This is a genomic window from Pseudomonas fluorescens (assembly GCF_900215245.1).
In the GTDB taxonomy this organism is placed as follows: Bacteria; Pseudomonadota; Gammaproteobacteria; order Pseudomonadales; family Pseudomonadaceae; genus Aquipseudomonas; species Aquipseudomonas fluorescens.
Genome location: NZ_LT907842.1, coordinates 5,420,150 through 5,446,473 on the forward strand (window position 1 = coordinate 5,420,150; position 26,324 = coordinate 5,446,473).

Annotated in this window: 28 protein-coding genes and 2 pseudogenes; 7 read left to right on the top strand and 23 right to left on the bottom strand. The window is 60.1% G+C overall.

Annotated features, from left to right (window positions below; translation table 11 throughout):
* Window positions 1-2: 2 nt before the first annotated feature.
* The 6 genes from tssE to CPH89_RS30745 all read right to left on the bottom strand — a co-directional run bounded on the left by tssE (window position 3) and on the right by CPH89_RS30745 (window position 6,115).
* Window positions 3-422 carry a type VI secretion system baseplate subunit TssE gene (gene tssE / locus CPH89_RS25025; protein WP_053256094.1) on the bottom strand — a complete coding sequence of 140 codons (420 nt, stop codon included), beginning with the start codon at window positions 420-422 and terminating at the stop codon, window positions 3-5.
* 65 nt (window positions 423-487) lie between these two features.
* Window positions 488-1,975: a type VI secretion system contractile sheath large subunit gene (gene tssC, locus CPH89_RS25030; RefSeq protein WP_053256093.1), complete on the bottom strand. Its 1,488-nt coding sequence runs from the start codon at window positions 1,973-1,975 to the stop codon at window positions 488-490.
* A 4-nt stretch (window positions 1,976-1,979) separates the two neighbouring features.
* Window positions 1,980-2,477, bottom strand: coding sequence for a type VI secretion system contractile sheath small subunit (tssB, locus tag CPH89_RS25035; protein ID WP_053256092.1), 498 nt, complete (start codon window positions 2,475-2,477; stop codon window positions 1,980-1,982).
* 53 nt (window positions 2,478-2,530) lie between these two features.
* Window positions 2,531-4,045 (bottom strand): type VI secretion system protein TssA, encoded by a 1,515-nt coding sequence (gene tssA, locus CPH89_RS25040; RefSeq protein ID WP_053256091.1) that lies wholly within the window; start codon window positions 4,043-4,045, stop codon window positions 2,531-2,533.
* A gap of 179 nt (window positions 4,046-4,224) precedes the next feature.
* The gene (locus tag CPH89_RS25045; protein ID WP_053256090.1) at window positions 4,225-5,166 is read right to left on the bottom strand and encodes a universal stress protein; all 942 of its coding nucleotides are present in this window, start codon (window positions 5,164-5,166) and stop codon (window positions 4,225-4,227) included.
* A gap of 46 nt (window positions 5,167-5,212) precedes the next feature.
* On the bottom strand, window positions 5,213-6,115 hold the full coding sequence (locus tag CPH89_RS30745; protein WP_053256089.1) for a diguanylate cyclase domain-containing protein: 903 nt from the start codon (window positions 6,113-6,115) through the stop codon (window positions 5,213-5,215).
* Between the two features lie 186 nt (window positions 6,116-6,301).
* Here CPH89_RS30745 and CPH89_RS25055 point away from each other — a divergent pair, with 186 nt between their 5' ends.
* The 3 genes and pseudogenes from CPH89_RS25055 (at window position 6,302) to CPH89_RS25065 (ending at window position 7,828) form a co-directional block, all read left to right on the top strand.
* Window positions 6,302-7,216: a universal stress protein gene (locus CPH89_RS25055; RefSeq protein ID WP_053256088.1), complete on the top strand. Its 915-nt coding sequence runs from the start codon at window positions 6,302-6,304 to the stop codon at window positions 7,214-7,216.
* A gap of 12 nt (window positions 7,217-7,228) precedes the next feature.
* Window positions 7,229-7,465, top strand: a pseudogene (locus tag CPH89_RS25060) (universal stress protein); the annotation flags it as partial.
* Window positions 7,466-7,573: 108 nt separating this feature from the next.
* Entirely contained in the window at window positions 7,574-7,828 is a 255-nt protein-coding gene (locus CPH89_RS25065; protein ID WP_053256518.1) for an Lpp/OprI family alanine-zipper lipoprotein, read from the top strand.
* Between the two features lie 146 nt (window positions 7,829-7,974).
* Here CPH89_RS25065 and CPH89_RS25070 read toward each other — a convergent pair whose 3' ends face one another.
* From CPH89_RS25070 to fnr, 3 genes and pseudogenes are all read right to left on the bottom strand, one after another.
* Entirely contained in the window at window positions 7,975-8,538 is a 564-nt protein-coding gene (locus CPH89_RS25070) for a GNAT family N-acetyltransferase (protein WP_053256087.1), read from the bottom strand.
* Between the two features lie 139 nt (window positions 8,539-8,677).
* Window positions 8,678-8,877: pseudogene (locus CPH89_RS30780) on the bottom strand (alcohol dehydrogenase); the annotation flags it as partial.
* Between the two features lie 4 nt (window positions 8,878-8,881).
* Window positions 8,882-9,628 (bottom strand): fumarate/nitrate reduction transcriptional regulator Fnr, encoded by a 747-nt coding sequence (gene fnr, locus CPH89_RS25080; protein ID WP_053256085.1) that lies wholly within the window; start codon window positions 9,626-9,628, stop codon window positions 8,882-8,884.
* Window positions 9,629-9,912: 284 nt separating this feature from the next.
* Between fnr and CPH89_RS25085 the strand changes: the two genes are divergently transcribed.
* Window positions 9,913-12,282: a phosphoketolase family protein gene (locus CPH89_RS25085; RefSeq protein WP_053256084.1), complete on the top strand. Its 2,370-nt coding sequence runs from the start codon at window positions 9,913-9,915 to the stop codon at window positions 12,280-12,282.
* A gap of 12 nt (window positions 12,283-12,294) precedes the next feature.
* Here the strand turns inward: CPH89_RS25085 and CPH89_RS25090 are convergent, their stop codons facing one another.
* Both CPH89_RS25090 and CPH89_RS25095 read right to left on the bottom strand, forming a co-directional pair.
* The gene (locus tag CPH89_RS25090; protein ID WP_053256083.1) at window positions 12,295-12,720 is read right to left on the bottom strand and encodes a potassium channel family protein; all 426 of its coding nucleotides are present in this window, start codon (window positions 12,718-12,720) and stop codon (window positions 12,295-12,297) included.
* A gap of 26 nt (window positions 12,721-12,746) precedes the next feature.
* A complete protein-coding gene (locus tag CPH89_RS25095; protein ID WP_053256082.1) occupies window positions 12,747-13,394 on the bottom strand; it encodes a BON domain-containing protein in 648 nt (215 codons plus the stop codon).
* Between the two features lie 264 nt (window positions 13,395-13,658).
* Between CPH89_RS25095 and CPH89_RS25100 the strand changes: the two genes are divergently transcribed.
* On the top strand, window positions 13,659-14,507 hold the full coding sequence (locus tag CPH89_RS25100) for a universal stress protein (RefSeq protein ID WP_053256081.1): 849 nt from the start codon (window positions 13,659-13,661) through the stop codon (window positions 14,505-14,507).
* Window positions 14,508-14,690: 183 nt separating this feature from the next.
* Here the strand turns inward: CPH89_RS25100 and CPH89_RS25105 are convergent, their stop codons facing one another.
* The 5 genes from CPH89_RS25105 to CPH89_RS25125 all read right to left on the bottom strand — a co-directional run bounded on the left by CPH89_RS25105 (window position 14,691) and on the right by CPH89_RS25125 (window position 19,467).
* Window positions 14,691-15,392: a VIT1/CCC1 transporter family protein gene (locus CPH89_RS25105; RefSeq protein WP_053256080.1), complete on the bottom strand. Its 702-nt coding sequence runs from the start codon at window positions 15,390-15,392 to the stop codon at window positions 14,691-14,693.
* A 43-nt stretch (window positions 15,393-15,435) separates the two neighbouring features.
* Entirely contained in the window at window positions 15,436-16,392 is a 957-nt protein-coding gene (locus CPH89_RS25110) for an FAD:protein FMN transferase (RefSeq protein ID WP_053256079.1), read from the bottom strand.
* The gene (locus CPH89_RS25115) at window positions 16,382-18,562 is read right to left on the bottom strand and encodes a PepSY domain-containing protein (RefSeq protein ID WP_053256078.1); all 2,181 of its coding nucleotides are present in this window, start codon (window positions 18,560-18,562) and stop codon (window positions 16,382-16,384) included. Before CPH89_RS25115 ends, CPH89_RS25110 begins: the two co-directional genes overlap by 11 nt.
* 25 nt (window positions 18,563-18,587) lie before the next feature.
* Window positions 18,588-19,058 carry a DUF2271 domain-containing protein gene (locus CPH89_RS25120; RefSeq protein WP_053256077.1) on the bottom strand — a complete coding sequence of 157 codons (471 nt, stop codon included), beginning with the start codon at window positions 19,056-19,058 and terminating at the stop codon, window positions 18,588-18,590.
* Window positions 19,059-19,143: 85 nt separating this feature from the next.
* Window positions 19,144-19,467, bottom strand: a complete 324-nt coding sequence (locus CPH89_RS25125) for a PepSY domain-containing protein (RefSeq protein WP_053256076.1) — start codon at window positions 19,465-19,467, stop codon at window positions 19,144-19,146.
* Between the two features lie 131 nt (window positions 19,468-19,598).
* Here CPH89_RS25125 and CPH89_RS25130 point away from each other — a divergent pair, with 131 nt between their 5' ends.
* A complete protein-coding gene (locus tag CPH89_RS25130; RefSeq protein WP_053256075.1) occupies window positions 19,599-20,258 on the top strand; it encodes a response regulator transcription factor in 660 nt (219 codons plus the stop codon).
* Window positions 20,255-21,601, top strand: coding sequence for a sensor histidine kinase (locus CPH89_RS25135; protein WP_053256074.1), 1,347 nt, complete (start codon window positions 20,255-20,257; stop codon window positions 21,599-21,601). Before CPH89_RS25130 ends, CPH89_RS25135 begins: the two co-directional genes overlap by 4 nt.
* Window positions 21,602-21,679: 78 nt before the next feature.
* Here CPH89_RS25135 and CPH89_RS25140 read toward each other — a convergent pair whose 3' ends face one another.
* From CPH89_RS25140 to CPH89_RS25170, 7 genes are all read right to left on the bottom strand, one after another.
* Entirely contained in the window at window positions 21,680-22,096 is a 417-nt protein-coding gene (locus CPH89_RS25140; RefSeq protein ID WP_053256073.1) for a DUF6691 family protein, read from the bottom strand.
* Between the two features lie 2 nt (window positions 22,097-22,098).
* Complete coding sequence (locus CPH89_RS25145; RefSeq protein ID WP_053256072.1) at window positions 22,099-22,533, bottom strand: YeeE/YedE family protein; 435 nt, start codon at window positions 22,531-22,533, stop codon at window positions 22,099-22,101.
* Window positions 22,534-22,709: 176 nt separating this feature from the next.
* The gene (locus tag CPH89_RS25150) at window positions 22,710-22,850 is read right to left on the bottom strand and encodes a DUF2256 domain-containing protein (protein ID WP_073637509.1); all 141 of its coding nucleotides are present in this window, start codon (window positions 22,848-22,850) and stop codon (window positions 22,710-22,712) included.
* Window positions 22,847-24,385 (bottom strand): cryptochrome/photolyase family protein, encoded by a 1,539-nt coding sequence (locus tag CPH89_RS25155; protein WP_053256071.1) that lies wholly within the window; start codon window positions 24,383-24,385, stop codon window positions 22,847-22,849. The genes CPH89_RS25150 and CPH89_RS25155 overlap by 4 nt, the downstream gene beginning before the upstream one ends.
* A 14-nt stretch (window positions 24,386-24,399) precedes the next feature.
* Window positions 24,400-25,110, bottom strand: a complete 711-nt coding sequence (locus CPH89_RS25160; RefSeq protein ID WP_053256070.1) for an SDR family NAD(P)-dependent oxidoreductase — start codon at window positions 25,108-25,110, stop codon at window positions 24,400-24,402.
* 36 nt (window positions 25,111-25,146) lie between these two features.
* Window positions 25,147-25,707, bottom strand: coding sequence for a GTP cyclohydrolase I FolE (gene folE, locus CPH89_RS25165; RefSeq protein WP_053256069.1), 561 nt, complete (start codon window positions 25,705-25,707; stop codon window positions 25,147-25,149).
* 168 nt (window positions 25,708-25,875) lie between these two features.
* Window positions 25,876-26,322 carry a thiol-disulfide oxidoreductase DCC family protein gene (locus CPH89_RS25170; protein WP_053256068.1) on the bottom strand — a complete coding sequence of 149 codons (447 nt, stop codon included), beginning with the start codon at window positions 26,320-26,322 and terminating at the stop codon, window positions 25,876-25,878.
* Window positions 26,323-26,324: the final 2 nt, after the last annotated feature.

Sequence of the window (26,324 nt, forward strand, 5' to 3'; positions counted from 1 at the left end):
ACCTAGCGCATTGACAGCGAGACACGCCCGTCGCAGGAGACGAGGGTCGATAAGTGGATGGGGATGTCGCGGTCATTGATCGCGACCAATCCGTCGAGCATGAAGCGCAACGACAACACCTCGCGGCCATGTTCGGCCAAGGTGATGCAGGGGGATTTAAGGCGCGGTTCGTAACGCGCAACCATGCGTGTCATGTGCTCGATGATTTGCGCCGTTTCCCCGGTGGCGAAACTGCCGGCCAGGTTGGTGAAGTCGGGCACCCCGAAATCCGGGTCGATTGGCACGCTGCCTTGGCGAGTGTTGAGAATTCGGCTCAGGTGCGCCATCAGTGAGTCCAGCAACACTTCAGCCTGGGTCAGGTGCGAGCGTTCGCTGCCCACTTGCAGGGCACCAATGCGTTCCAGCAGGCGTTTTTCTTTCATCACCGGTCCCTCAAGTACTCAGGATGCCACGGGTGCGGCCATCGCCACGGCGATGGCCGCAGGGTTCAGCTCTTGTCCAGCTTGCCGACCAGCGACAAGGTGAACGAAGCGCCCATGTATTTGAAATGCGGCCGCACCTTGAGGCTCACGCGGTACCAGCCTGGATCGCCTTCGACGTCGTGCACCGCAATATCCGCCTGGCGCAATGGCCGACGGCTGCGCACGCCCACGGCGGGGTTGTCCATGTCGGCGACGTATTGACGGATCCAGCCATTGAGCTCCGACTCCAGGTCGCCGCGCTCTTTCCAGGTGCCAATGTTTTCGCGCTGGATGACCTTGATGTAGTGAGCCAGGCGACTGACCACGAAGATGTAGGGCAACTGAGTGCCGAGTTTGTAGTTCAACTCCGCTTCCTTGCCTTCTTTGTCATTGCCAAAATACTTGGGTTTCTGACAAGAGTTGGCGGAGAAGAACGCAGCATTGTCGGTGTTCTTGCGCATGGTCAGGGCAATAAAACCTTGCTCGGCCAGCTCGAATTCCCGTCGCTCGGAGATCAGCACATCGGTGGGGATTTTGGTCTGCACCTCACCCATGGCTTCGTAGTTGTAAATCGGCAAGTCGCTGACCGTACCGCCGCCTTGCGGGCCGATGACGTTGGCACACCAGCGATACTGGGCGAAGCTGTCGGACAACCGGCTGGCAAACGCGAAGGCGGCATTGCCCCACAGGAAGTCGTGGTTGCTGGTGTTCACGCTTTCGTTGTAGCGGAACTTTCTGACGGGCACCGTCTCTTCCCCGTAAGGTGTGCGCAGCAGGAAGTGCGGCAACGTCAGCCCCACAAACCGCGAGTCTTCACTCTCGCGAAACGCATTCCACTTGATGAACTGTGGACCTTCGAACACGGCTTGCAGGTCTTTCAGGTTGGGCAGCTGGGAAAAACTCTCGACGCCAAAGAACTGCGGGCCCGCCGCTGCGATGAAGGGCGTGTGCGACATCGTCGATACGGCAGCGATGGACTGCAGCAGCTTGATGTCCTGCGAACCAGGGTTGAACTCGTAATTGCCGATGATGGCGCCGAATGGCTGGCCGCCGAACTGTCCGAACTCTGCGCTGTAAACCGCCTTGTAGAGACCCGAGCGCGTGATCTCCGGGGCGTCTTCAAAGTCGTCCAGCAACTTTTGCTTGGACACACTGAGCATTTCCAGGCGGTTGTTTTCACGAAAATCGGTACGGTCGACCAAAAATTTCAACGAACGCCATGACGCTTCGAGTGCCTGGAAACGCTCATCGTGCAAAATAGCGTCGACTTGACGGCACAGCTTGGCGTCCAACGCTGCAATCATGTCGTCGATCAGGTTGGCGCTGACTTTTTCTACCGCGCGGCTGGGTTCCAGCAACTGGGCGACAAACGCCTCAAGGCCTTGACGCGTCACCGCGTAGGCCTCGTCGCCAGGTTTTATTCGCGCGGTATGGATCAATTGATCGAGTAGCGAACCCTCCTGGTGCGTGGTAGATACTTGCGTGGCCGGGTTTTGCGTTGCTTCTTGGCTCATGGCTTTACTCCTTTTCCTCAACGCCCAGCTCACCGAGCAAGCGGGCACGCGAACCGTCGTCGCCAATCAATGCCTGTAATTCCTTGCGAAAGTCGGGCACGTTGCCCAGTGGGCCTTTCAACGCCTTGAGTGCATCGCGCAGGGCGATCAACCGACCGAGCTCCGGCACCTGCTCAACCAGGGCGTCCGGTTCAAAGTCACGAATCGATTCGAACTTCAGCGTCACTGCCAGGCGTTCGTCTGGCGTCGCGTTGTCCGAGAGGCGGTTGGCGATGGACAGTTGCAGGCTCAGGTTCTGGCCTTTGAGCACGTCGGTGAAGTTGTCTTTGTCGACGCGAATCGGTTTGAGTTCTTCGACAGGGGTCGGGTCTTCACGCAGGGTGAAGTCCCCGATCACCAGTTGCTTGAGCGGCAGCTCGACCTGTTCCTGGGCATCGCCCGTCGCAGGTTTGTAGACAATATTGACGCGCTCTTTCGGCGCGACGGAACCGTCACTTGCCATGGTGTTTCTCCTCAGTGAGCGACGCGCAGAGGCCGTCGCGTCTTGTCAGGGGTTCAGTCGGTTGGCGCGCAGGCGCTGCGCTTGCGCCAGAAACCTTCGAGGTCCAGGCGTGACAGGCGCCGTGACCATTCAGACGAATTGCTGTGCTCAAGCATCATTTCCAGCAGCGGCTTGACCAACTCAGGCTCCCATTGCTCCAGATTGAGCTCGTCGGCGCGGGCCAGCAGGCCTTCGAGCGCGATACGCAGATCGGGGTGGGGGTCGAACCGATAAACCAGCACGCACTGCGAGGCGCTCAGCCTGAAACGATCGCGCGCGCTGGCGGTTTGGGCGATGCAGCGCTGCAGTTCGGCTAGCCCTTCATTCAGTCGACCGTCATTGGCCATGCGCCGAGCGTCTTCGACACAGGCCTCGATAGCATCCTTGGGAGGGGCCACGGGCGTCGTCGGTGCCAGGCTTTCCAGCCACGCGCGGGTGGCACCATCGGCAAAGGGCATGCCGTCGGCAAAGTTCAGCTCAATAACCCCGGGCAAGCGGCTGACCAGCCCGTGCACCTCGTGCGCTACGGCCTGGGCAGCAGCGCACGCACCCGCCTGTAAAAGGGCGGTGTGGCTGATGCGATTAAGGTCGAGCCAAAACGGGTAGCTGCTCAGCCGCCCCTCACAGAAGCGCGCGATATCCAGCGGCTCGGCGATCTGCTGTAAACCCAGGACACTCTCGCGCAGCGTCAGGGGCGGAGAGGGCAGGCGAGTGCTTCGACCCTCGCTGGGAGGAAGCGCTTCGATGGTGATCCAGATTGCCTGGCGATTCAGCCGATAGGTCAAGGGCAGCGCCGGGCGCTGATGCAGACAGTAGGCCTGCACCGGACGCAGCGCCTCGAACACCGTTTCTACGTTGCTGATGATGGCTTCATCATCGTCCAATGCGGTCAACCTCGGGCTGATGACACTGGGCGGCGCGCCGATTGCGAGGTCGGCGAGCGCGGGCTGCGGGGCGGGCGACGCCGTGTCCGGGGCGGGTTGTTGGGTTTGGCTACGGGTTAATTGCTCCAGGCGCCGACGGACTCTGGCAAATCTCGGGGCCTGGTCGTCCTGCGTGCGCCAGAATGCCTCGATGGCATCCCAGTCGCTGATCAAGCGCTCAGCCGCCGGTGCGTCCAACGATTCGAAAGGCTCTGTCAGCGTCTTGTCCAGCCACTCGATCAGCCATTGCGCCTGATTGCGCCGTGCGCGCAAGCGCGAAGCGGGTGGCGTCAGGGTGTGCCAATAGAGGTCGAGCATTTCTCTGAGCAGGTGGACCCCAGCGCTTAGCCCGGCCATTGCGCGCAACCGCGTCCAGGCACACAGCAGCCATATGGCGACACTGAGGTCTTTACCTTCAGACTTGAGAATGCCCTCGCAGAGTGTCGACAACCGCTGCCAATCCACCGCTTCAAGCACATGGATATTATTGAGCTTGTCGATCTCTGCCTGAGCCGCAGCAAACGCATCCCCGTCGCGAGGGTTGTGACCCGCCGGGTACTGCTCATTGATGGGACAAGCCCCCAACTGATCCTGGTCACCGTGCATAGTTCGTTTGCCTTCTACTGCCTGCTTAAAGGAGTCGTGCGCAGGCCCGAGGCAATACGCGAAGGGCCTGGGGCTTGACGACTAAGCAGTACCGTAGGGGATGGGGGCGAATCATCCCATCAGGTCAACACCTGAAAGCGCAGGCCAATAGTGCGCTGATTTTGGTCCGACACGGCGCCTCACGCTGGCTTCGTCTTGCCGATCATCGCTTCGGGTGAAACCACCCACACACTGCAGGGCATTTTGTAGAGCAAATCCTCCACGGTATTGCTTTCCAATCGTTTCATGCCGCCGTGGTTGAGACGGCCCATCACAATGACGTCAATGTCATAGGCATAGGCATAACTGGAAAGCACTTTGGCCGGGCTGCCCATGATCATGCGTTGGTGTTCCGGCGCAATACCGTTGCGGTCGGCGAGCGCTTGAAAGGCCTCGGCCTGTGCGTCGAAGAGGTGCTTGATCTTGCCGGGTGAGAGCAGCATCGACGCATAATCGCAGCCGTACTGTTCAGCACTGCTGGATGAAAACTCGTGCGCATAGATCACATCCAGTTCGGCGTTGCAGGCACTCGCGAGCCTGCCGGCTTCCTGGACGAGCCGATCGTTAAAAGCTTTGTATCGATCATCTTGGTGGAACGGGTTGACCGCCGCGACGATTTTGCGTGGCAAGGCATTGGTCATATGGCTGACAAAGTGCAGGGGCACCGGGCATTCGCGCAGCAGATGGATATCCAGTGGCGTAAACATCAGGCGTGAGATCAGCGAGTCATGCTCGACCGCCTTAATGAGCGCCGTTATGCGCTGCAGCTTCAGGTGAATGATGATTTGCTGTAACGGCCGTTCCACCCACAGCACCTCGGTGGTGATCGCTACGCCGGTCTCGCGCAGGCTGCAGGCTTGGGCTTCAAGCCATAGACGATGCTGCTCAAGATAGCGTTGGCGCAGCTGCTTCAGCACCGGCTCCTCGAGCATGCTGACCGCCGCCAGCCCTTCCAGGTAATCAAACGCCACAATGTGCAGCGCCGCGCCCGCGGCCTTGGCCAGCGCGGCGGCGCGAGCGAATGCCGGGCTGGTTTGCAGCAGGGGCGAAACGATCAGCATGAAACGCAGTTGCTCAGACATGACAGCACTCCCGTTGATGATCACGCGCTGCAGTGTTCTTCAGGCGTTAACCTGCCGACGCGTGCAGCAGGCTGAAGTGGCAGGTATTTCCGCCGCTTTTTTTGGCCTGGTACATCGCGCTGTCTGCCTGTGCGAGGAACTGTTCAATCCTGGCGCCACCCGCAGAAAACAGGCTGATGCCGACGCTGATGTACGTATTGATGCAGTGACCCTCGATCACGAAAGGCTGGTTGATCGCGGCGACCAGCTTTTCAGCCAGGGCTTCGACCTGAGCGGCTTGGTCCATGCCGCTCACGAGAATCGCGAATTCGTCGCCGCTCAAGCGACACACCACGTCGGACCTGCGCACTGACTGGCTAAGACGTTCCGCGACCGCCACCAGTAACTTATCGCCACACGCATGGCCCAGGGTGTCGTTAATGGACTTGAAGCGATCCAGGTCGATGAACATCAACGCCAGGGGCTGTTGTTGCCGAGTGGCTTGATTGACTGCTTGAGTGAGCAGACTGAGGAACAGGCTGCGATTGGGCAACCCCGTCAGCGCATCGTGGAAGGCCAGTTGTTGCATGCGGATGCGGTCCTCATCCGCGACCCGGAAGTTGTGCAGGACAGCGATAAAATGCGTCACCACTCCCTGAACATCGAATACCGGGGTAATGACCTGATTGACCTGGCAATTGGAACCGTCCTTGCGGCGCTCGATCAGTTCGCCCTGCCACGTCAGGCCCGGAATGATGGTCATCCAAAGCTCGCGATAAAACGTTGTGGTTTGTCTGCCCGAAGACAACAGATGCGGTGTTTGACCGATCAATTCCGCCTTGGAATAGCCACTCATGAGGCAGAACGCTCTGTTGGTCCAGACGATGCACCCCGTCCTCTCGGTGATCAATACCGGGTTGGTCGAAGCGTCCAATGCCCTCACCAATAATTGTTGGTCATTTTCGATCATGGTGCCCTCCGACGGAGCCCGTCACGCGGCAAGCGCTGGTTCAGGCTAGGGCAACGGGCAGGGCGGCGATTGACCAAAATCAACTTTTGCTGGCGCAAGCTGATAAAGATCAACTGGGTACCGAACCGGAACGCTCAACCTGAAGGCTCATTCACGTCGTGAGATGGCCGCGTGCCGAGGTGCCCCATGTTGCAGACTCAGCGTTTGTTGTTGATTGCCCCTTCCTCCATGACGCGCACAGCGGCGTTTGAGCGTGCCGCTGCCCTGGCACATGCAATGCAAATGCCATTGCATATCGTGGCGTTCGATTATTTGCAGGCACTGGCGGTGGCCGGCCTGTTTGCGCCCGAGCAGATCAGCCGGGCGCGCGAAGGGTTCCTGGAAAACCACCGCAAATGGCTCGCCGAACAAGCTGAATTGATCAGCAAGCACGGGCTGAAGGTCACCAGCGAGGTGGTGTGGGTTCATCATCCTTATGAGGAGATTTTGCATTTCGTCAACGAGATGCCGCTGGCCCTGATCGTCAAGGATGCCGAGCACGTACCAACGCTCAAACGCGTGTTTTTCACACCGCTGGACTGGCAATTGCTGCGCGATTGCCCGGTACCGGTACACCTGGTCACTGATGCGTACCCACCATTACCGCGCAAGGTGCTGGTCATCGTCGATGTGCTGCGCAGTGAAGACCAGGATGCGGTGTTTAACGACCAGATTGTGGCGGCTGCCAGCCAGTTGGCCGACCAGTGCCAGGCGCAACTTGACCTGCTGCACGTTTATGACTGGGCCGCGGTATACGCCACCGACATGGGGTACGGCGCAGTCCCCCTGGCCGAGGGGCTGTATGAAGCGCTGAACGAAGCGCAGCACGAAGCGTTTGCGTCCCTGGCCGAGCGTCAGGGCGTGCCACCTGACCGGTGTCACTTCATCGAAGGTTCACCGCTGCTGAGTATCTGCGACTTTGCGCGTACGCACCAGAGTGACGTGATCTTCATGGGCACGGTACAGCATTGGGGGCTGGACAAACTCTTGGGCACTACCGCCGAAAGTCTGCTGCATCAGGCGCCCTGCAGTGTCTGGGCAATCAAACCGCCGCGGGACTGAAACACGTCGTGTGAAATGAGCCAATCCCTGCATCAGGCGTTCACTGCCCTGGCTGACCGTTACGGAGTACCGCCGCAGCGCCGCGACGTTGTGATGGGCCAGGCGGTCCCGATGATTGATGAGTTCGTCGAACAGTTCCAGGCCGATGTGGTGGTCATGGGAACCGTTCACCGGTTCGATCTCGACCGCCTGATCGGCAGTCACACAGCGCGCGCGTTGTATTCGGTGCCGGGCAGCATTCTGGCGATCAGCCTAACGCCTTGGACGGCAGTGGGTTTGTTGATAAAGATCAGAGGCCGTGCCGACCAACGCCAGATACTGGGCCGGTACTCAACTCATTTGAACCACGGGACAACCATGAACAAATACCTTTGCACTTCATTGCTGGCACTGTCGTTGGCAATGTCTGCCGGTTGCAGTCATCAACATGCCAAAGAGCTGGAGGCTCGCCTGGATGGCGCGGAAAACAATGCTGCCAGCGCGCGACTGCGGGCGGATGAAGCCTACATCAAGGCTGAAAAAGCCGCGGCGGCAGCTGACCAGGCACAACGGACTGCCGATGAGGCCAATGCGCGGGCTATTCGGATGCTTGAGAAAGCGACCCGCAAATAAGCATCTCTGCCTGGTTTGAACCGGGACCGACTGAAACAGGGCAGGCGTATTCATGGGCACTGATTCCATGCCTGCCACCGATCACCCGACTATTTCCCGGCGCGCCCCGCGATGAGCCGTTGGCCTGAACATCGCGGGGCGGGCGATCACAAGTGCAGGCGATGAATGACCTGGCGGGAATCTTCCGGATCATGGTGTGTCTCGAACCCCAAGGCACTGGCCAGATCGCGCATTGCGGTGTTTTCGGCGGAATCGACCGAGTACATCTGGGTAAAGCCATTCCTGCGTGCCGCCTGGATCAAATGCTTCATGAGGTGTGTGCCTAACCCCAGGTGCGTCCATTCATCGGCGACGGTGATCGCGCACTCACACGTCTGTTTGCCGGTGGCCGCATAACGGCTGACGCCGATCTCGATCAACTCGCCGTTTTCATGGGTGAGCGCGACATAGGCCATGCGTTGTGCGTTATCGGTGTCCATCAACTGATCGAGCATTGCTGTACTCGGTTCATTGATCTGCGCGAGAAAGCGCATATGTCGCGACTCGGGAGACAGGCGCTGGATAAACGCGTACTCGCGATCACGATCTTTTTCCGTCAGCGGGCGGATCAGTACGTGGCGACCGTCTTTGAGCGATTCGATCCAATACTGGCCGGCCACTTTGGCGTAGATATCGACGGCGCGGTCGTTGTGTGCTTTGACAGTTTGCATGGGGTGATCCTCCATCCGGTTCCGATCGGCGCGCCGTGAATTAACCGCGCGGGCCATTCCTTTTACGTCGATGGCGCGGCGTGATGCTGATCTGGATCAGCAACCCGTGAGGCGGGCGCGTAAAGTCGTAGTAGGCGCGTCAACGCACCAGGACGATTGCGCCGTTGAATCCACCGGCGCGCAGCTGCGCCAGGGCCTGATGGGCATCGTCGAGCGCAAATCAGGTGACATCGCAGTGCAAGAGGGTGTGCTGTTGCTCTGTGAAGAACGCGGTACCGTCGCCTCGAGTGAGGTTGGCCACCGAACGAATGCTGCGCTCGCCCACAGCCGCCGGTAAGGAGCGTCAGAGCGTGACAGGGCGATGGCAGCCTGCGACGAGTTGCTTGAGGCCTTCCATGTCCTTGATCTTGACGTTCCGGGCGGCGATATCCACCAGGCCCTGGTCGCGCAGGTGCGCGATGCCCCGGCAGATGGTCTCCAGGCGGAGCCCGAGGTAGGAGCCCATTTCTTCGCGGCGCATTTTCAGGACGAAGTCCCTGGAGGAATAACCACGCGCGTTCAAACGTTGCGACAGGTTAAGCAGGAAGGCGGCAAGGCGCTCATCCGAGTTCATATTGCCCATCAGCATGAGCATGGTGTGATCCCGGACAATTTCCCGGCTCAATAAGCGATTGAGATTGTGTTGCAGCGACGGCAGGCTCTGCGCAAGTTTCTCCAGTTGTGCAAAGTGAATGGGGCAGACTTCGCTGTCTTCCAAGGCAAACGCGCTGCAGGCATGTTCGTCGGCACTGATCGCGTCCAGGCCGAGCATCTCGCCGGGGATTTGAAAACCGGTGACCTGCTCGCGCCCATCGACTGACACCAAGCAGGTCTTGAATGAACCAATTCGCACGGCGTAAAGCGAGCGCAAAGGGTCGCCGGCGCGGTACAGCGCTGCGCCTTTTTTGACCTTGAAACGCTGCACGATCAGCTTATCCAGGCGTTCAACTTCATCACCGGAAAGGCCGATTGGCAGGCAAAGCTCAAGCACACTGCATTGTGAGCAGGCTGACTTGAGGCTCTGGACCTGGAGTGCACGGGTTTCGGGCATGGGTGTTGCTCCACTTGGGTATCCCCTGAGCTTAGGAGCAGGGCGCATAACCGGGCACTCAATTTACGTCTTATCAGCGGCAAAACGACCAGTGGAGGAAAAAGCTGTACGAATGGATTGTCGTTGCATAGGTCTTGCGTGCATTTGGATAGTGGCCCTGTCCAACACTCATTCATTTGGATACAGCGGCGTCTTGGCTAGTTGATGTAAATCAACAGCTGAACGTTTCAGGCTCCCACAATCGTTCGAGGCAAATTTGCTTTGTGCATTGGGTGGAGACCTTCATGGGCGACTTTCTGAGTCAAGAAGAACTGAGCGGGCTGGATGCCTATTGGCGGGCCTCCAATTATCTGGCAGTCGGACAGATTTACCTGAAAGACAACCCTTTGCTGAAGGTGCCGCTGAGCCTGGCGCACATCAAACCGCGGTTGCTGGGGCACTGGGGCACCACGCCGGGGCTCAACCTGATCTACACGCACCTGAACCGGTTGATCAACCAGTACGACCTGAACATGCTGTTTGTGGCCGGCCCAGGCCATGGCGGGCCGGCGGTGGTCGCACAGACTTACCTGGAAGGCACCTTTACCGAGTGCTGGCCGGCGGTGGAGCAAAACACCAACGGGCTGCTGCGGCTGTTTCGGCAATTTTCATGGCCCTATGGAATTTCCAGCCATGTTTCGGCGCTGGTCCCAGGTTCGATCCACGAGGGGGGCGAACTGGGCTACTGCCTGGCCCATGCCTATGGCGCCGCGTTTGATAACCCGGACCTGATCGTCGCCTGCGTGATCGGCGACGGCGAGGCGGAAACCGGTCCACTGGCCGCCAGTTGGCACGCCAACAAATTCATCAACCCGGTGCGTGACGGGGCGGTCCTGCCGATCCTGCACCTCAACGGCTATAAAATCGCCAATCCTACGGTGCTGTCCAGAATCAGCGAAGACGAGCTGTCAGCCCTGATGTATGGCTATGGCTACGATGTGTATTTCGTTGAAGGTGATGACCCGGCACAGGTGCATCAAGCCTTGGCGCGCACGCTGCACACGATGGTGCTGAAGATTCGTGAGGTTCAGCACACGGCGCGTCAGCCGTGGCGCGCCGAAGCGCCAGAACGGCCGCTGTGGCCGATGCTGGTGTTGCGCACCCCCAAAGGCTGGACCGGCCCGACGTTTGTCGATGGCCATCGGGTCGAGGGCACGTGGCGCGCCCATCAAGTGCCACTGGCCAGCTTTGAACAGCCGGCTCACCTGCAGCAACTTGAGGATTGGCTGAACAGCTACCGACCCGCCGAGCTGTTCGATGCCAACGGCGCCGTGCTGCCCGAGATTGCTGCACTGGCCCCCACCGGCAACCGGCGCATGAGTGCCAACCCCCATGCCAATGGTGGGCAGTTATTGCAGGCGCTCGACTTGCCACAGTTTGCCGATTACGCCGTAAAAGTGGAGGTTCCTGGCAGCCTGCGTGCCGAAGCGACTCGGGTGCTGGGGCATTTTTTGCGCGATGTGATGAAAAACAATCGCAGCACTGGCAACTTCCGCCTGTTCGGCCCGGATGAAACCGCCTCCAATCGACTGGAGGCGGTCTACGACGTCAGCGCCAAGATGTGGATGGACCCGCTGGAGGCCGATGACCTGAACCTGGCGGCCGATGGCCGGGTCATGGAGATCCTCAGTGAGCACCTTTGCGAGGGATGGCTTGAAGGGTATGTGCTGACGGGGCGCCACGGCCTGCTGTCCTGTTACGAGGCCTTCATCCACATCGTCGATTCGATGATCAACCAGCACGCCAAGTGGCTGAAAACCGCTGCTGACGTGCCGTGGCGCAAACCTGTGGCCTCGCTCAACCTGCTGCTGACGTCCCATGTGTGGCGCCAGGATCATAATGGCTTCTCCCATCAGGACCCGGGCTTTATCGACCTGGTGGCGAACAAGAAATCCGACGTGGCGCGTATCTACCTGCCCCCCGATGCCAACTGCCTGCTGTCGGTGGCTGACCACTGCCTGCGCAGCCGCAATTACATCAATGTGATCGTTGCCGGCAAGCAACCGGAGTGGCAGTGGCTGGATATCGATGCCGCCCGGCGCCATTGCCAGGAGGGCATCGGCCGCTGGGCCTGGGCGTGTCGGGATGATGAGGAGCCGGACGTGGTCATGGCCTGTGCCGGCGACGTGCCGACCCTGGAAACCCTGGCGGCCGTGACCTTGTTGCGCGAGTCCGTACCGGACCTGCGGGTGAGGGTGGTGAATGTCGTGGACCTGATGGTGCTGCAACCCGCCTCGCAACATCCCCATGGCCTGTCGGATAGCGCGTTCGATGCACTGTTCACCGTCGATAAACCGGTGATATTTGCCTTTCACGGGTATCCGGCGTTGATCCATCGACTGCTGTACAAACGCACCAACCATGGCAATTTCCATGTGCGCGGCTTTAAGGAGGAGGGGGCTACCACCACCCCGTTCGACATGGTGGTGATCAACAATCTGGACCGCTACCAGTTGGCACTGGATGTGGTCGAACGCGTGCCCAGGTTGCAGGCGCAGCGACCCCTCGCGCAGTCGCGCTACTGGGCGATGATGGAGAAACACAAGCTCTACTTGATCGAGCACGGCGAAGACATGCCGCAGGTGTTGAAGTGGCAATGGACGCCGGCGCCGTAGTGAAAGAAGGCGCTACTTGTGCTTCCAGTACTTCTGCATTTCAAGGAACAGGAACGACGCCGTCCAGGTGATCAGTACCAGGCCGGTGAGGGCTTGCAGACCGGTCAGGTACTTGAGGTTGCCTTCGGGAGTAATGTCGCCAAAGCCGATGGTGGTGTAGGTCGTGAACGAAAAGTACACGCAGTCCATGAAGGAACCATCAAAATTGCCCTTCAAGTGCCCCCATGCGCCGGAGCGCGTCATCAGGTAATAAGCCAGCGCGAAGCACCACACTTCGATCGCGTGGGCCAGCAGGGCGCCCAGCACACCCGCCACCACCCTGAATCGGCTCGAAATTTTGAGCCTGGGCAGCCAGTCATTCAATCGCAACAGGCATTCGTAATGGATGACCACCGCCATGATGACCACCAGCGTGTTGATCAGCGTGACAACCAGCATGGCGTGGCTCCGGGGCATTGATGCGGTCAGGCGATCAGCAGGTGATCCTCAACCCGCATGACACCAGGAACGGACCAGGCCGCACGCTCGGCAAGCATGCGCTCGCGCCACACGTGAACCTTGCCTTCGAGCCTGACCACATCACCGTCCACTCGGACGAAAACGTTCTTGTCATCGATTTCGGCATTGCGCTTGAGGGCCTCTTCGATGCGCTGGCGGATATCGGTCACCTCGGCATTCGGGCGCAAGGCCAGCCGGTTGTTCACGCCGACCACGCCGGATAATTCATGCACCGCACGCTCCAGGGTTTCCTTCTGGTATTGCCAGTCCACGTCGCCGTCCAGGGTGATCCAGCCTTTTTGTACAGTGACTTTAATGTCGTTCTGAGGAACGTCGGCGCTCCAGTCGATGATGTTCAAGACTCGCTCGGCAAGGGTGTCGTCCGCCGTACCGGCGTGTTTGTCCAGCCGCACCTGAATTTCCTGCGCAATGGCCCGCACCCCTTTGACGCCCTTTGCCGCGCGCTCGGCATTGACTTTCTGGGGGTAACTGCTGACGTGGCCGGACAGCGTGACAATGCCGTTTTCCACCGATACCCCAATACTGGCGGCGTTGATCTGCGGATGAAATTCGAGTTCTTCCATTACGCTTTTACGCAGGCTCAGGTCGCTCATGATGTTGTCCTCGGTCGAGTTCGATGGGTATCACAGGCAGTCAGGCCCGGTCCGTGTGTTCTACGCCTGGGCGACGGAAAGTCATTGAGCTAAATCAACAAGCCAGGTGTGAGCGGCAACCGGACGGCTGCACGGTATTTAGTTGATAAAAATCAGCGCCTGCCTTGGGTTGAACTCAATACTGAACAGACAGCGCCGCAGGGAGCCCGACCGCGACATCGGGTTTGCAGTCGAGCGCACCGCCGTTGTCAGGAGGCCGCTGTAATGCCCACACTCAACCGTATTTTATTAATCGCCCCGACCGAAATGACCCGTACTCCGGCGTTCGACCGTGCGCAGGCGTTGGCCTGTGCCACCGGAGCGTTATTGCACATGGTGGCGTTTGATTACGTCCAGGCCCTGGCGGTGGCCGGCCTGTTCGACCATGACGCCATGGCACGCCTTGCGGGGGCCCAGGTGACCAGCGAGGTGGTTTGGGCCAAAGCCAGCCTGGAGCATGTGCTTGAGTACGTGAATGACTTCCATGCAGACCTCGTGGTCAAGGATATCCACCACGTGCCCGCACTCCGTCGGGCCTTTCATCAACCACTGGACTGGCACTTACTGCGTGACTGCCGCTCGCACCTGCATCTGGTGACCGAAGCCAGGCACCCAAGGCCCGTGAAAATACTCGCGACCATCGACCTGTCCCACCTTGAACAGTTGACCCATGGGGTCAATGAGCGAGTGCTTGACCTGGCGTCCACACTGGCGGCCTCTTGCGGTGCCAGGTTACACCTGCTGAGTGTGAGTAATTGGTCGGTGGTGGGGGAGCGGTCGATGAGTGTGCCCACGCTGACCCTGGACGACAGCCTCAGAGACGCGGTCAATGACGCGCAGGTCGAGGCATTCGAGACGCTTGCATCACGTTATGGCATTGAAGAGAACCACCGGTATCTGCTCACGGGAGTCCCTCATGCGGTGATTGAACGGTTTGCCGAGCAGAATGCGTTCGATATCGTGGTACTGGGTGCGGCCCATTCCCGTGGTGGCGGCCGGTTCAGCGGCAGCACCAGCGAACGTGTGCTCAACCACCCACCGTGCAGCTTGATGATTGTGCAGCCACTGGTCTGATCCACGCGTACAAAAAAACCTGGCCGGGTAACCGGCTAGGGGCTTAGCAATGCGACGGGCCTGGGTTCAAGTCTTCGCAGGCTGCCAGTCGGCTGGCTTGGAGCGAGAGGAAGGATGCGGGCGCAATGTGCAGATCGATGCCATGGCGAAGTCTCCACAACACAGGCGAACGTGTGCTGGGCACTAAACCACCGCGCCAAACAACGCCCCCACGGCGGCGGTAATGCCCATGGCCAACGCTCCCCACAGCGTCACGCGCCAAGCGCCTATGATGATTTTTGCCCCGCCGGCCTTGGCCGCAATGGCGCCAAGGCCGGCAAGAAAGACCAGCGACATGCCGGATATCCACGGGACTACGCTGTGGGACGGGGCGCCGAAAATGACCGCCAGGGGCAAGGCGGCACCGAGCACGAAGCTGGCGGCCGAGGCCAGCGCTGCTTGCAGCGGTTTGGCCGCGAGTGCTGCGCTGATGCCGAGCTCGTCGCGCGCGTGTGCGCCCAGTGCATCGTGTGCCATTAATTGATCGGCGACCTGATGGGCCAGCTCGGGCGATACCCCACGGTGCATGTAGATATGGGCAAGCTCGCTGTGCTCGGCTTTCGGGTTGCTGTCCAGCTCCGCCCGCTCCCGAGACAAGTCAGCCCGCTCGGTATCGGCTTGGGAGTGCACGGAAACATATTCACCCGCCGCCATGGACATCGCGCCCGCCACCAGCCCGGCAATGCCGGTAACGATCAGTGTGGAGTGGCTGGCGTTGGCGGCAGCGACGCCGATCAACAGGCTGGCCGTGGAGACGATCCCATCATTGGCCCCCAGGACAGCGGCGCGCAGCCAGCCGATCCGGTCACTGCGGTGATGCTCGGTGTGCCGGTGCATGAATTTCATGGTTTGATGGCGCTCAGGTTATTCACGGGTTTGGATTGGCGGCTCAAGCCTGCGCTTGCAGGGTGCCGCCTACAATCGAAATTTTTGTTAGTTCGTCACCGTCGCGCAGCACGAACAGTGCGTCCATCCCGCGTTCCTGTGCCAGGCGTGGGCCTTCAACTTCACCCAGCACCATCAGTGCCGTGGCCCAGGCATCAGCGAGCATGCACGAGCCCGCCACGACGGTAACCGCTGCGAGCGCGTTGCGCAGCGGTGCGCCGGTGACGGGGTTCATGGTGTGGGCGCAGGATTGCCCACTCATCTCCACCCAGTGGCGGTAGTCCCCGGACGTGGCGATGGCGGCGTCGACGAGTTCCATTACGCCCATGACTTGCCGCACGCCCCGGCAGGGTTTTTCAATGGCCACGATCCAGGGTTGGGCATCTGGCTTCATGCCCCGGGCGCGCATTTCGCCGTCAATGCCGACCAGGTAGCGGGTGATGTTTGACGCTTCCAGGCAACGGGCCAGTTCATCGACGCCAAAGCCTTTTGCGATGCCGTTCAAATCCAGGTTCAGCGGCGCCCGTTTGCGCACCCGATTGCGTTGCGAGTCCACCACCAGCGCCGCGCTGGCGGAGAGTCGCGCGCGTGGCAGTGGCATCGTGAGTGCTTGCGCGGTGATCGTCTGTTCGCCGGGGCCGAAGCCCCAGGCTTGCACCAGATCGCCGACGGCAATCTCGAAGGCTCCGCCGGATTGCTGGCTGACCCGTAACGCAGCGGCCAGCACCGTGCTCAGTTCCTTGGGCACTGGCAGCCATTCCTGCTCGGCGGCTGCGTTGAGGCGGTTGAGGTCAGAGTCGGCTTTCCAGGTAGACATTTGCCGGTCTACCCGGCTCACAGCGTGGGCCAGGCGCTGGCCGATTTCGTCGGTGTCGATGCCCGCCGCCGCATAGAACACCGCGGTGTAGCGGGTGCCCATGGTCTCGCCGTTCAGGTTGTAGCGCTGCACATCAGTAGACATCTTCACGGTAGCGTCCTTGTGCCTTGAGGGTCAGTACGCTCAGGTTCAGCGGAGCCAATATTTCATCCAGGGCCTGCATCACGCCTTTGGCCATTTCACGACTGCCGCAGACCAGCACCTGGGCGCCTTTTTCCACCAGGCGGCGCAAGGACAGTGCATCACTGCGCAGCCGGTCCTGGACGTAGCCACCGTTCTGTACCTGGGAAAAAGCCGCGCGCAATGCGGTAAGTCGCTGGTCTGCCAGGTAGCGGTTAAGTTCAGGCTCGTACAGAAAGTCCGAGGCCGGGTTGCGCCCGCCCCAATACAAATGCATCGGGTGGCGGGCAGTGTTGTTGCGAATGAAGCCCGCCAGCGGGCCAATGCCGGTACCGGCACCGATCAGGATCACCGGGTGTGCCCCCGACGCAGGACGAAACTGTGGGTTGGGCTGGATAAAGGCTTCGACCGAAGCGCCGAGGTCCAGGCCATGCAGGAGTTGCGAGCAGAGGCCTCCTTGGTGTTTGCGTACGCAAATCTCGAGCACGCCGTCCGTGGAACTGCTGGCCAGTGAATAAAAACGCGGTACCGGGCTATTCGCCGGGATAATCCCTACCAGGTCTCCTGCCTGGAAGCCCGGTAGCTCGCTGTGCGCCTTGAAGCGCAGGACGTGGGTTGGCGCATTCACTTCTTCGCCATAAACGATGCGCTCGGCCAGCTCCAGTTGATAGGTGCGCGGGGGCTCCGGTGTATGGGCCAGGGCCAAGTCATGCCCCAGTGCTGTGGCCAGGGCGTGGCCCCAGCGCGCAAATTCCTGGGAAGACTGGCGGTTGACGGTTTCCAGCCCCAGCAACGGTGAGGCACCGGCCAGTTCCAGCGCGGCCTGCACCCGATGGGCATACTGACAGAACTGTGGAAACTGGCGGTCCCCAAACCCCAGTACTGCAAAGGGCAGGCCGGGTTTGACGCCCTTGTGGTTCAGCCGTGCCAGAAACTGCGCGGCCGACGCCGGTGCATCGCCATCACCGTGGGTCGCGGTGAGGATCAACAGTCTCTGGGCGTTGCGGTACTCGCCTTTCCATTCATTCATCGGCGCGCTGTGCACGTGGTGCCCAGCCTGATGCAAGGCCGCATGTAACGTGTTGGCAAACCCCCATGTGGTGTTGTTTTCAGTGCCTACCAGAATCACGCTGTCGGCCGAGTGAGCGGGGCTGTTGTGGCGAATGTTCGGACCGGCTTTGCGACGGCGCCACCAGAGCAGGATGCCGGTCACGCTCATCAATGGCACACAGAGGGCACAGAGCCCGAGTGGCAAGCCCAGCCACCAGAGGCCTTCTGCGGTGTGGAGCTGATAGACCCATTGGTAGACGGTGTGCATGGAGTCGTGGGGTTGATAGGACAGCAGGGCGCCGCTGACCGGGTCTACGTAGCCAACACCCTGGGCCGTGCGCAACGAGAACACATCATTTGGGTTGCCCGGGCTCGGGTAGACCAGTTCGCGCAGGTCATTCAGGTCGATGGCCTGCAAGGCCTGCAGGTTCGCCACCGGTAACGCCGGGCCGGCGCTGAGGTGGGTGGGGAAGGCCGGTTCACCCTGGCTGCCATCGGCGATCAAGCCGAAGGTCGTGGCGGCCATGTACAGCCCGCTTACGGCCGACAGCAGCAGCCCGAGCAAAGCCAGGCGCCCGACTTCCGCATGCCAGCGTTGGCTGAACGTGCCGCGCAGTGGCCGCAGCAGGTTGCGCCAGCCACCCAGGCGCCGGGCCAGCAGCAACGCGCCGGACACTGCCAGGATCAACATGAACAACGCACCGACGCCCGACACGCCATGGCCCGGTGTGCCCATGAACAGCGCGCGGTGCAAGTCTTTCACCCAGCGGGTGAAGGTGGACGGCGCGTAGGGCGCGAGGCCCTGGCCGGTCAGTGGGTCAACCGTTTCCGCCCCGGACTGGCCATCGCGGTTGTAGTAGACGATGACCGTGCCGGAGGCGGTGCGCTGGATTTGCTCCACGCCTGGAAAGTGATGTGCGACGCCTTCCGCCAACTGGCCGACATTAAGCTGGCCGGCAGCGGTGGACGTGTTGTGCAGGCGTTCGAGCGCCGGATCAACCGACAATACCGCGCCACTGATGGCCAATATCATGACCAACAGGGCGGCGATCAGACCGGGCAGCGAATGAAACTGGCGAAGCATGTTCAGCCTCCTGAAGGGGTGGGTGCTACAGGTCGTAAGTAAACGCGTTGACGTAAGTGCTGCCGGTTGCCGGCTTGCCTGATCCTTGGGTGGTCAGGGGTACGCTGATGTCGGCTCGTCCTTCACGCTGGTTCTCCACGGCGCTGTCGATTCGGATCTGATACCCGGCATCAATCAAGGTGTCAGCCAATTCAACACTGACTTTGAGGGTGCGTCCGCTGCCCACACTGGCACCGCTGACCCCATCAAACTCCCTGGGGTTCTGGCCACTGCCGCGGGCCCAGTCAGTCAAATGCCGGTAGTACTTGGCCTTCTTGCCGGCGACCCACAGGGTTTTCTGGTACTGGCCGTTGGCATCGGTGAGGTAAATCGCCAGGTACGCATCGTTACCGTTGTAGTCCTTGAGCTGGGTCGTCAGGGTCACTTCACGGGCCTGGGCCAGCCCCGGCAAGGCAATGGCGCCGGCGAGGCAGGTTGCAGCGATGAATTTTTTCATGAGGATGTCCTGGTTGAGCGTTGTAGCGAGAGCCTGGACTTGCTGGCTGACAACAACCTGAAAGCCCGGGGAGAAATCGAAATGCTCATTCAGCACCCGGGCTGACGAGGTAGTCCCGGGCATCGCCGTCGTCGCCGAAATTGACGTGCAACGTGCGCAGACGCAGGGAGGCGGGTGCATAACGCGCCTCGATGGCGTTGCCCCTGCGGTCAGTGCCCCTGAGCGTGTAGCAACCGTCGTCGACCTTGATGCGCTGCACGCTCCAGCCGTATTGCTGCTCTACGCGTTGACGCAAGGTCTCTCGCGGTTGCCAATCGCTGACGGGCTCGCTGCAGTCGTCATCGGCCAGCACGCTACCGCTGAGCAACAGGCTCAACAGCGCGGTACGTGCAATAAATGCGGTTTTCATGATCTGTCTCCTGCCGGATAGGCCTCTGTGGCCTACCCTAAGGGGCATTCCTGACAACCAGCTGAATCTTCAGATTCACCTCAGGTCTGGCGGTTAAGGTGCTGCACGACACTCATCAGGAGAGGTAGCAGATGCGGGTTTTATTGGTTGAGGATGCCCCCGGGCTGGGGGAGGCAGTGCGCGAGCAGATCGCCGACGACGGCCATGCGGTTGATTGGGTGCAGCGCCTGAACCACGCAAGCAATAGCGTGCGCACCACGCCTTATGACTTGATCCTGCTGGACCTGATGTTGCCGGACGGTCGCGGGTTGGACTTTTTGCGCGAGCAGCGCTCAGCAGGCAACGTGACCCCGGTGATTATCCTCACCGCCCAGGACCAAATATCCGATCGCATTGCCGGCCTCAATGCCGGCGCTGACGACTACTTGGTCAAACCGTTCGACCTGTTTGAACTCTCGGCCCGGGTGGCAGCCGTGGCCCGACGTTACAGCGGTAACCCCAACCCGCAGATCAAACTCGGTGAACTGCAGATCGACATGAACGCTCGCACAGTCCAGCGCGCCGGTATCACCGTGGACTTGACCGCACGTGAGTGGGCGCTGTTCGAGGCATTCGTGCAGCGCCCCAATGCGTTGCTGTCGAAGTCCCAGCTCGAAGAGCGCCTGTACGCTTTTGGCGCGGAGATCGAGAGCAACACCATTGAGGTCTATATCAGTCGCCTGCGTAAAAAACTGGGACGCGACCTGGTTGAGACCGTTCGTGGCATGGGTTATCGGTTGACGCCAGTATGAAGTCGCCGATAAGCCTGCAAAAACGCCTCGGCCTGGGATTGACCCTGGGAATGACCTTGCTCTGGCTGGGAGCGACCGTCGGTGCCTGGTTGGTGGTGCAACATGAACTGAACGAGGCGTTCGACAGCGCCCTGGAAGAGACCGCGCAACGCATCCTGCCCTTGGCCGTGCTGGAGATCAGCAACCGCGAGGCGCCCCGCGAAGCACAACACGTGGCCACCCTGAAAATGCACAAGGAATACCTGACCTATCTGGTGCGTGATGCACAGGGCCGGATTTTGATGCAATCCCACGATGCCAACCCGAAGATCTTCAACAAACATCCGGATGAAGGGTTTTCCACCACTGAAAAGTACCGGCTGTATGGGGCTAGCGCGCTACGCAAAACGCTGTTCATTGAGATTGCCGAACCGCTGGCGCATCGCCGTGAAGCGGCGCAGGAAGCCTTGTTTGCGTTGTTGCTGCCGTTGTTGGCGTTGGTTCCTATCAGTCTGTTAGGCACCTGGTTATTTGTGCGCATCAGCTTGCGCAGCGTGTTGACCTATCGCCGTGCGCTGGAAACCCGCGGGGCCGGGGATTTGTCACCGATCAACGTGACACGCTTGCCGGCGGAAATCGACCCATTGGCCGAAGCGGTCAACCACTTGCTTGAGCGCCTGCGCAAGACGTTGGAGGCCGAGCGCAGCTTTACCGCAAACAGCGCCCATGAACTGCGCACGCCGCTGGCCGCGACGTTGGCGCAGATTCAGCGCTTGCGCCAGGAAGCGCCAGAAGGCCCGTTGCGCGTGCGGGCGGCGAAGATCGAAAACGCATTGCACGATTTGGCGCGGCTCTCGGAAAAGCTCATGCAACTGGCCAAGGCCGAGGGTGGTGGGCTGTTATCCGAGGCGCCCCAGGACCTGATCCCGTTATTGGCCCATGGGGTGGACGAGTGGAACCGCAACAATGGGCAGCGAGTCCACTTGCGGCTGCCGACCCAGCCCAGTGTTTACACTGTGATTGACCCGGACGCGTTTGGCATTTTGCTGCGCAACCTGATCGAAAACGCGTTGAAGTACGGTGCCGTGGACCAACCGGTCGAAGTCAGCCTCACGGACCAGGCGCTGCTGCAGGTGATCAACGGCGGTCCGCCGGTGCCGGCGTCGGTGTTGCAACGCCTGACCGAACGCTTTGTGCGGGGTAACAGCGAAGCCAGTGGTTCAGGGTTGGGCTTGGCGATTGCCAAAACGATTGCGCTAGGGGTCAAAGCAACGTTAACCCTGGCCTCGCCCGCAACAGGCCGGGAGGAGGGGTTTGAAGTCCGCGTCCAGTTTTTTGCGCCTGCCAACGTAAACGTCGCTTGAGCCTCGACGACACGCATTGAGCGCGGGTATCAAATACGCCTTGGCTCACACCATTCGCTTTCATGGCTATCACCTTAATCAGCGCGTGTGACGGTCCAACACCGCAAACAGGTACATACCGGCCAACATGGCCAATACGAACAGGATGATTTGCGTGTGCCCGGTCAGCAGAATAGCGACCGCTGGGCCAGGGCAGATCCCCGCAATGCCCCAACCGATACCGAACACCAGGCTGCCGACAATCAAGCGGGCATCCAACGCCCTTTTCGTCGGTAACTGCAGGGCGGCGCCGAGCAAGGAATGCGTGTTCCTGCGCGCCCAATTCAGAGGGATAACCGCCACTGCGATGGCGCCTCCCATCACCAGTGCGAGTGACGGATCCCAGGCCCCGGCCACATCAAGAAAAGCCAGTACCTTGGCGGGGTTTGCCATGCCGGCCAGGAGCAGGCCAAGGCCGAAGATCAGTCCTGCAAAAAATGCGCTCAACTTGATCATCTTTATATGCCCACCACGTGACGAAGGGTGTACACCGTGGCCACGCCAGCGAACATAAAGCACACAGTTGCGGCGATGGAGCGGGGAGACAATCGAGAGATCCCACAAACGCCATGACCGCTTGTACAGCCGGAGCCGTAACGGGTTCCCAAGCCGACGAGCAGGCCCGCAATAATCAGGGCCGGCCACTCGGCCTTAATCTCGATCTGCGGCAATACGGCGAACGCCCCCCACAACAATGGCGCAATCAACAGGCCAAGCAGAAATAACGCCTTTTCGCTCCAGCCTTCACTGCCAACATGCAACACGCTTCCAAGCAGACCACTGATACCTGCGATACGGCCATTGGCGAGCATGAACATGCTCACCGCCAGCCCTATCAAGGCCCCTCCGCCTAACGAAGCCCAAGGCGTGAAGTTGACCCAATCAATGCTCATGTTGCATCTCCTGCGCAGAAGGGCGGGTAAAGGACTTGGATCGCCGCGAGCGCGGCAGGCTGGCTGATTCGGCAATAGAATCGACCGCAGAATCATTTTGTATTTGTATAATATATATTTTTACATATTGAAAGGCCCGAGCCATGTGAAGCGGCCCGGGAAGGTCTTTTATCAGGTCAGCGTTGAAGGGATTTGTTGCGTCGGCAACGCTCTGAGCAGTAGCGCACCTCATTCCAGCAGCGAGCCCATTTCTTGCGCCAGACGACATTGAATCCGCACACCGCACAGGTTTTTACCGGGAGTTCGCTCTTCTTCAAAACGACTCCCCGGCATCGAGCCTGGCGAGCAGTGTCTGGCCACGATCCCAGAGCGCCTGTTGTTTGGGTTCAGCCATCCGGTCGAGGTTTTTGTAGACCATGACCAGGCGCTGGTTGCTGCGCAGAAGGTCTGCGTGACGCATCAGGAAATGCCAGTAAAGCGAATTGAACGGGCAGGCGTCGTCGGTCGTGCTTTCGCTGACCTTGTACGCGCAGTTGCGGCAGTAGTCAGACATGCGCTTGATATATTGGCCACTGGCGCAGTAAGGCTTGGAGCCCAGGTACCCGCCATCGGCGTGCATGACCATGCCTAATGTATTGGGCATCTCGACCCAGTCGAACGCGTCCATGTAAATCGCCAGGTACCAGTCGCAAATCTGAGTCGGCGTGATGCCGGCCAAAAGCGCAAAGTTGCCGGTCAACATGAGCCGCTGGATATGATGGGCATAGGCGTGTTTCAAACTTTGGCCGATTGCCTGGCTCATGCAGTTCATTTTGGTGTCACCCGTCCAGTAGAACCCTGGAAGCGGTCGGCTATTGCCAAATAGATTGCCGCTGGCGTAATCGGGCATTTTCAGCCAGTAGACACCCCGTACATATTCACGCCAGCCGATGAGTTGACGAATAAAGCCTTCGGCGGCGTTTAATGGAATCCGGTGCGCCTGATACGCCGACTCGACGTCGTTGCACAGCTGACGCAGATCCAACAGGCCAATATTCAGCGCGGCGCTGATCCGCGCATGAAACAGGAAGGGTTCATCACTGGCCATGGCATCCTGGTAGTCGCCGAATGCTGCCAACCCCCAGTCGAGGAAATACTCCCACAGCGCCTGGGCGTCGGCGTGTGTCACCGGGTAGTCAAAGGTGCCCAGCTCGCCGTAATGGCTGCTGAAGTTTGTTTCGACCAGGGCCAGCACCTCCTGGGTGATGGCATCCGCCGTAAAGCGCAGGGGCGAGGGGGCTCTCACATTGTTGGGCAGGGCCTTGCGGTTTTCCGTATCAAAGTTCCAGGCACCGCCAACCGGGCTGCCGTCGCCATTGAGCAGCAGAGCACTTTTGCGCCGCATCTCACGGTAGAAATACTCCATGCGCAGCTGCTTTTTGCCTTCGGCCCAGGACGAGAATTCGGCGCGTGTGCAGAGAAAGCGGCTATCGACATGCCACTCGATGGCCAGGCCGCAATCCTTGAGGGACTGTTCCAGACGCCAGTCACCGCATTCCGTCAGATGCAGCGACTGCGCCTGCAGCCGCGACTGCCAGCGCCGTAACTCGCCCGGCACTGACCCACTGTTGTGCGGATCATCGAGGCGGACGTATTGCACGCGGACGCCACGTGCTTGCAGCGCCTCGGCAAAATGGCGCATCGCGCTGAAGATCAGTGCAATTTTCTGCGGGTGATGTGGCACGTGGCTGGCTTCCTCCATCACCTCGACCAGCAAAACCGTATCGTGCTCGGCGTCCAATGCCTGCAATGAGGCCAAGTCAAAACACAACTGGTCACCCAAGACCAGGCACAGTCGCTGTGTCTTGTTCATGTGACACCCCGTACCTACCACGGCAGCCGCTCTCCGTTGTAAGCAAAAAACTCGCCGCTGTCGGCAGGCTTCAAGCTGTCAATCAGCAATAACAATTCGCGCGCCGCCGTGCTGGCGGGCCTGGCGGCAGATGCCCCGCGAAACGGCTGAGACAGGCCCGAAATAACCGTGCCGGGATGCAGGCTCAGCAAGCGCGTCTGAGGGCGGGTTCGCGCCAGTTCGATGGCCGCCGTTTTGATCAGCATGTTCAGTGCTGCCTTGGAGGCACGATAGGCGTACCAGCCACCCAAGCGATTGTCGCCGATGCTACCGACCTTGGCGCAGAGCATTGCCATTGCGCCATGAGCGTCCAGTAACGGCAGAAAATAACGCAACACCAGAGCAGGCCCCAACGTGTTGACTTGAAATACCGACTGCAATGCGTCTGCTTCAATGGCGGTGTAACTTTTTTCAGGTTTTATGCCGTCGCGATGAAGTAACCCGGTCGCCTGCACGATCAACTGGTACGGCGCTTCTTCAGCCAATGCAGCTGCCGCTGCGGCGATACTGCCGGCATCCTCCAGATTCAGGCAGGGCACACTGTTACGCCCCAGTTCACGCACGTACGCGCAGTTTGGATCCTGATTGAGCCACTCACAAAAAGCCGAGCCGAGCGCACCACTGGCGCCTATTACCAAGGCACGATAGCCCTCGCCAAGGGAGTTCATCCTGAAGGAACTGTTCATTCGGCCTCTCCCACGCTCTGAAGCGATTGGTTGGTGTTAACCCGCACGCCCTATCAGTTGCAGAAACTCCTGACGCGTAGCGGAGTTGTCGCGAAAGGCCCCCAGCATCACCGATGAGGTCATCACCGAGTTTTGTTTCTCCACCCCACGCATCATCATGCACATGTGCTTTGCTTCAATGACGACCGCCACGCTGGCGGCATCGGTGGCGCGCGCAATGGCGTCGGCAATTTGCTTGGTGAGATTTTCCTGAATCTGTAAGCGGCGGGCGAACATATCCACGACTCGCGCCACTTTCGACAGGCCCAGCACCCTTCCAGTGGGGATGTACGCGACATGCGCCTTACCGATGAAGGGCAGCAGGTGATGCTCACACAATGAGTACAGCTCGATGTCGCGGACCACGACCATCTCATCGCTTTGCGATTCGAATAGCGCGCCGTTCACCACATTCTCCAGATCCATCGTGTAGCCATTGCACAGGTACTGCATCGCCTTGGCCGCTCGCGCGGGCGTGTCCAGTAACCCCTCTCGCTCGGGGTTCTCGCCCACACCGACAAGGATTTCACGGTACTGATCGGCTAATGACGGTTTCATGTTGAGTCCTCGCAGCCATGCTGCACTTCGTGTGACGATAAACCTTGGTGTTCGGCAGGGGCGGCTGCGTACCGTCTGACGCAGATCACGGGGCATTGGCGAGTTCAGATTTGAAACAGGCTCTGCGCCCGACCCGTGACATCGCAACGCCTGCGCGATCGGCTTGTTTCAACGTGGCGGCTTGTCGGGTGCCGGTTTTGACGCCGGCAGCGCGCAACGGTTATCGACACAGCGACGACCGCCCTCAGGGTGAGGTAACCACGCCAAATGCGGACGTAAACGGCAGAACAGGCGATAACCGAATTCAAACAGCGGGCGCAACGCGCGCCATGTCAGTGGTGCCGCCCAAACCCCCAGCCCCGCAGCTCGCCAGCTCCACAGGGTGGCGTCCAGGCCGGTCAGCCAGCGACCATCGGCGAAACGGGCATGCAGCACCGACTGCATTTGCGCGAAGGTGAACCCTAGCGCCTCGGCGTCAAACGCCACGCTGCTGATGTCAACAAACAGCAGTCGAGTGTCTGAGGCGTGCCCTTGCAGGAGCTTGATTTCGCGCGCGCACAGCGGGCAATCACCATCAAAGTACAGCGTCAGTGGCCAATGGGTTTTGTTGTACATCG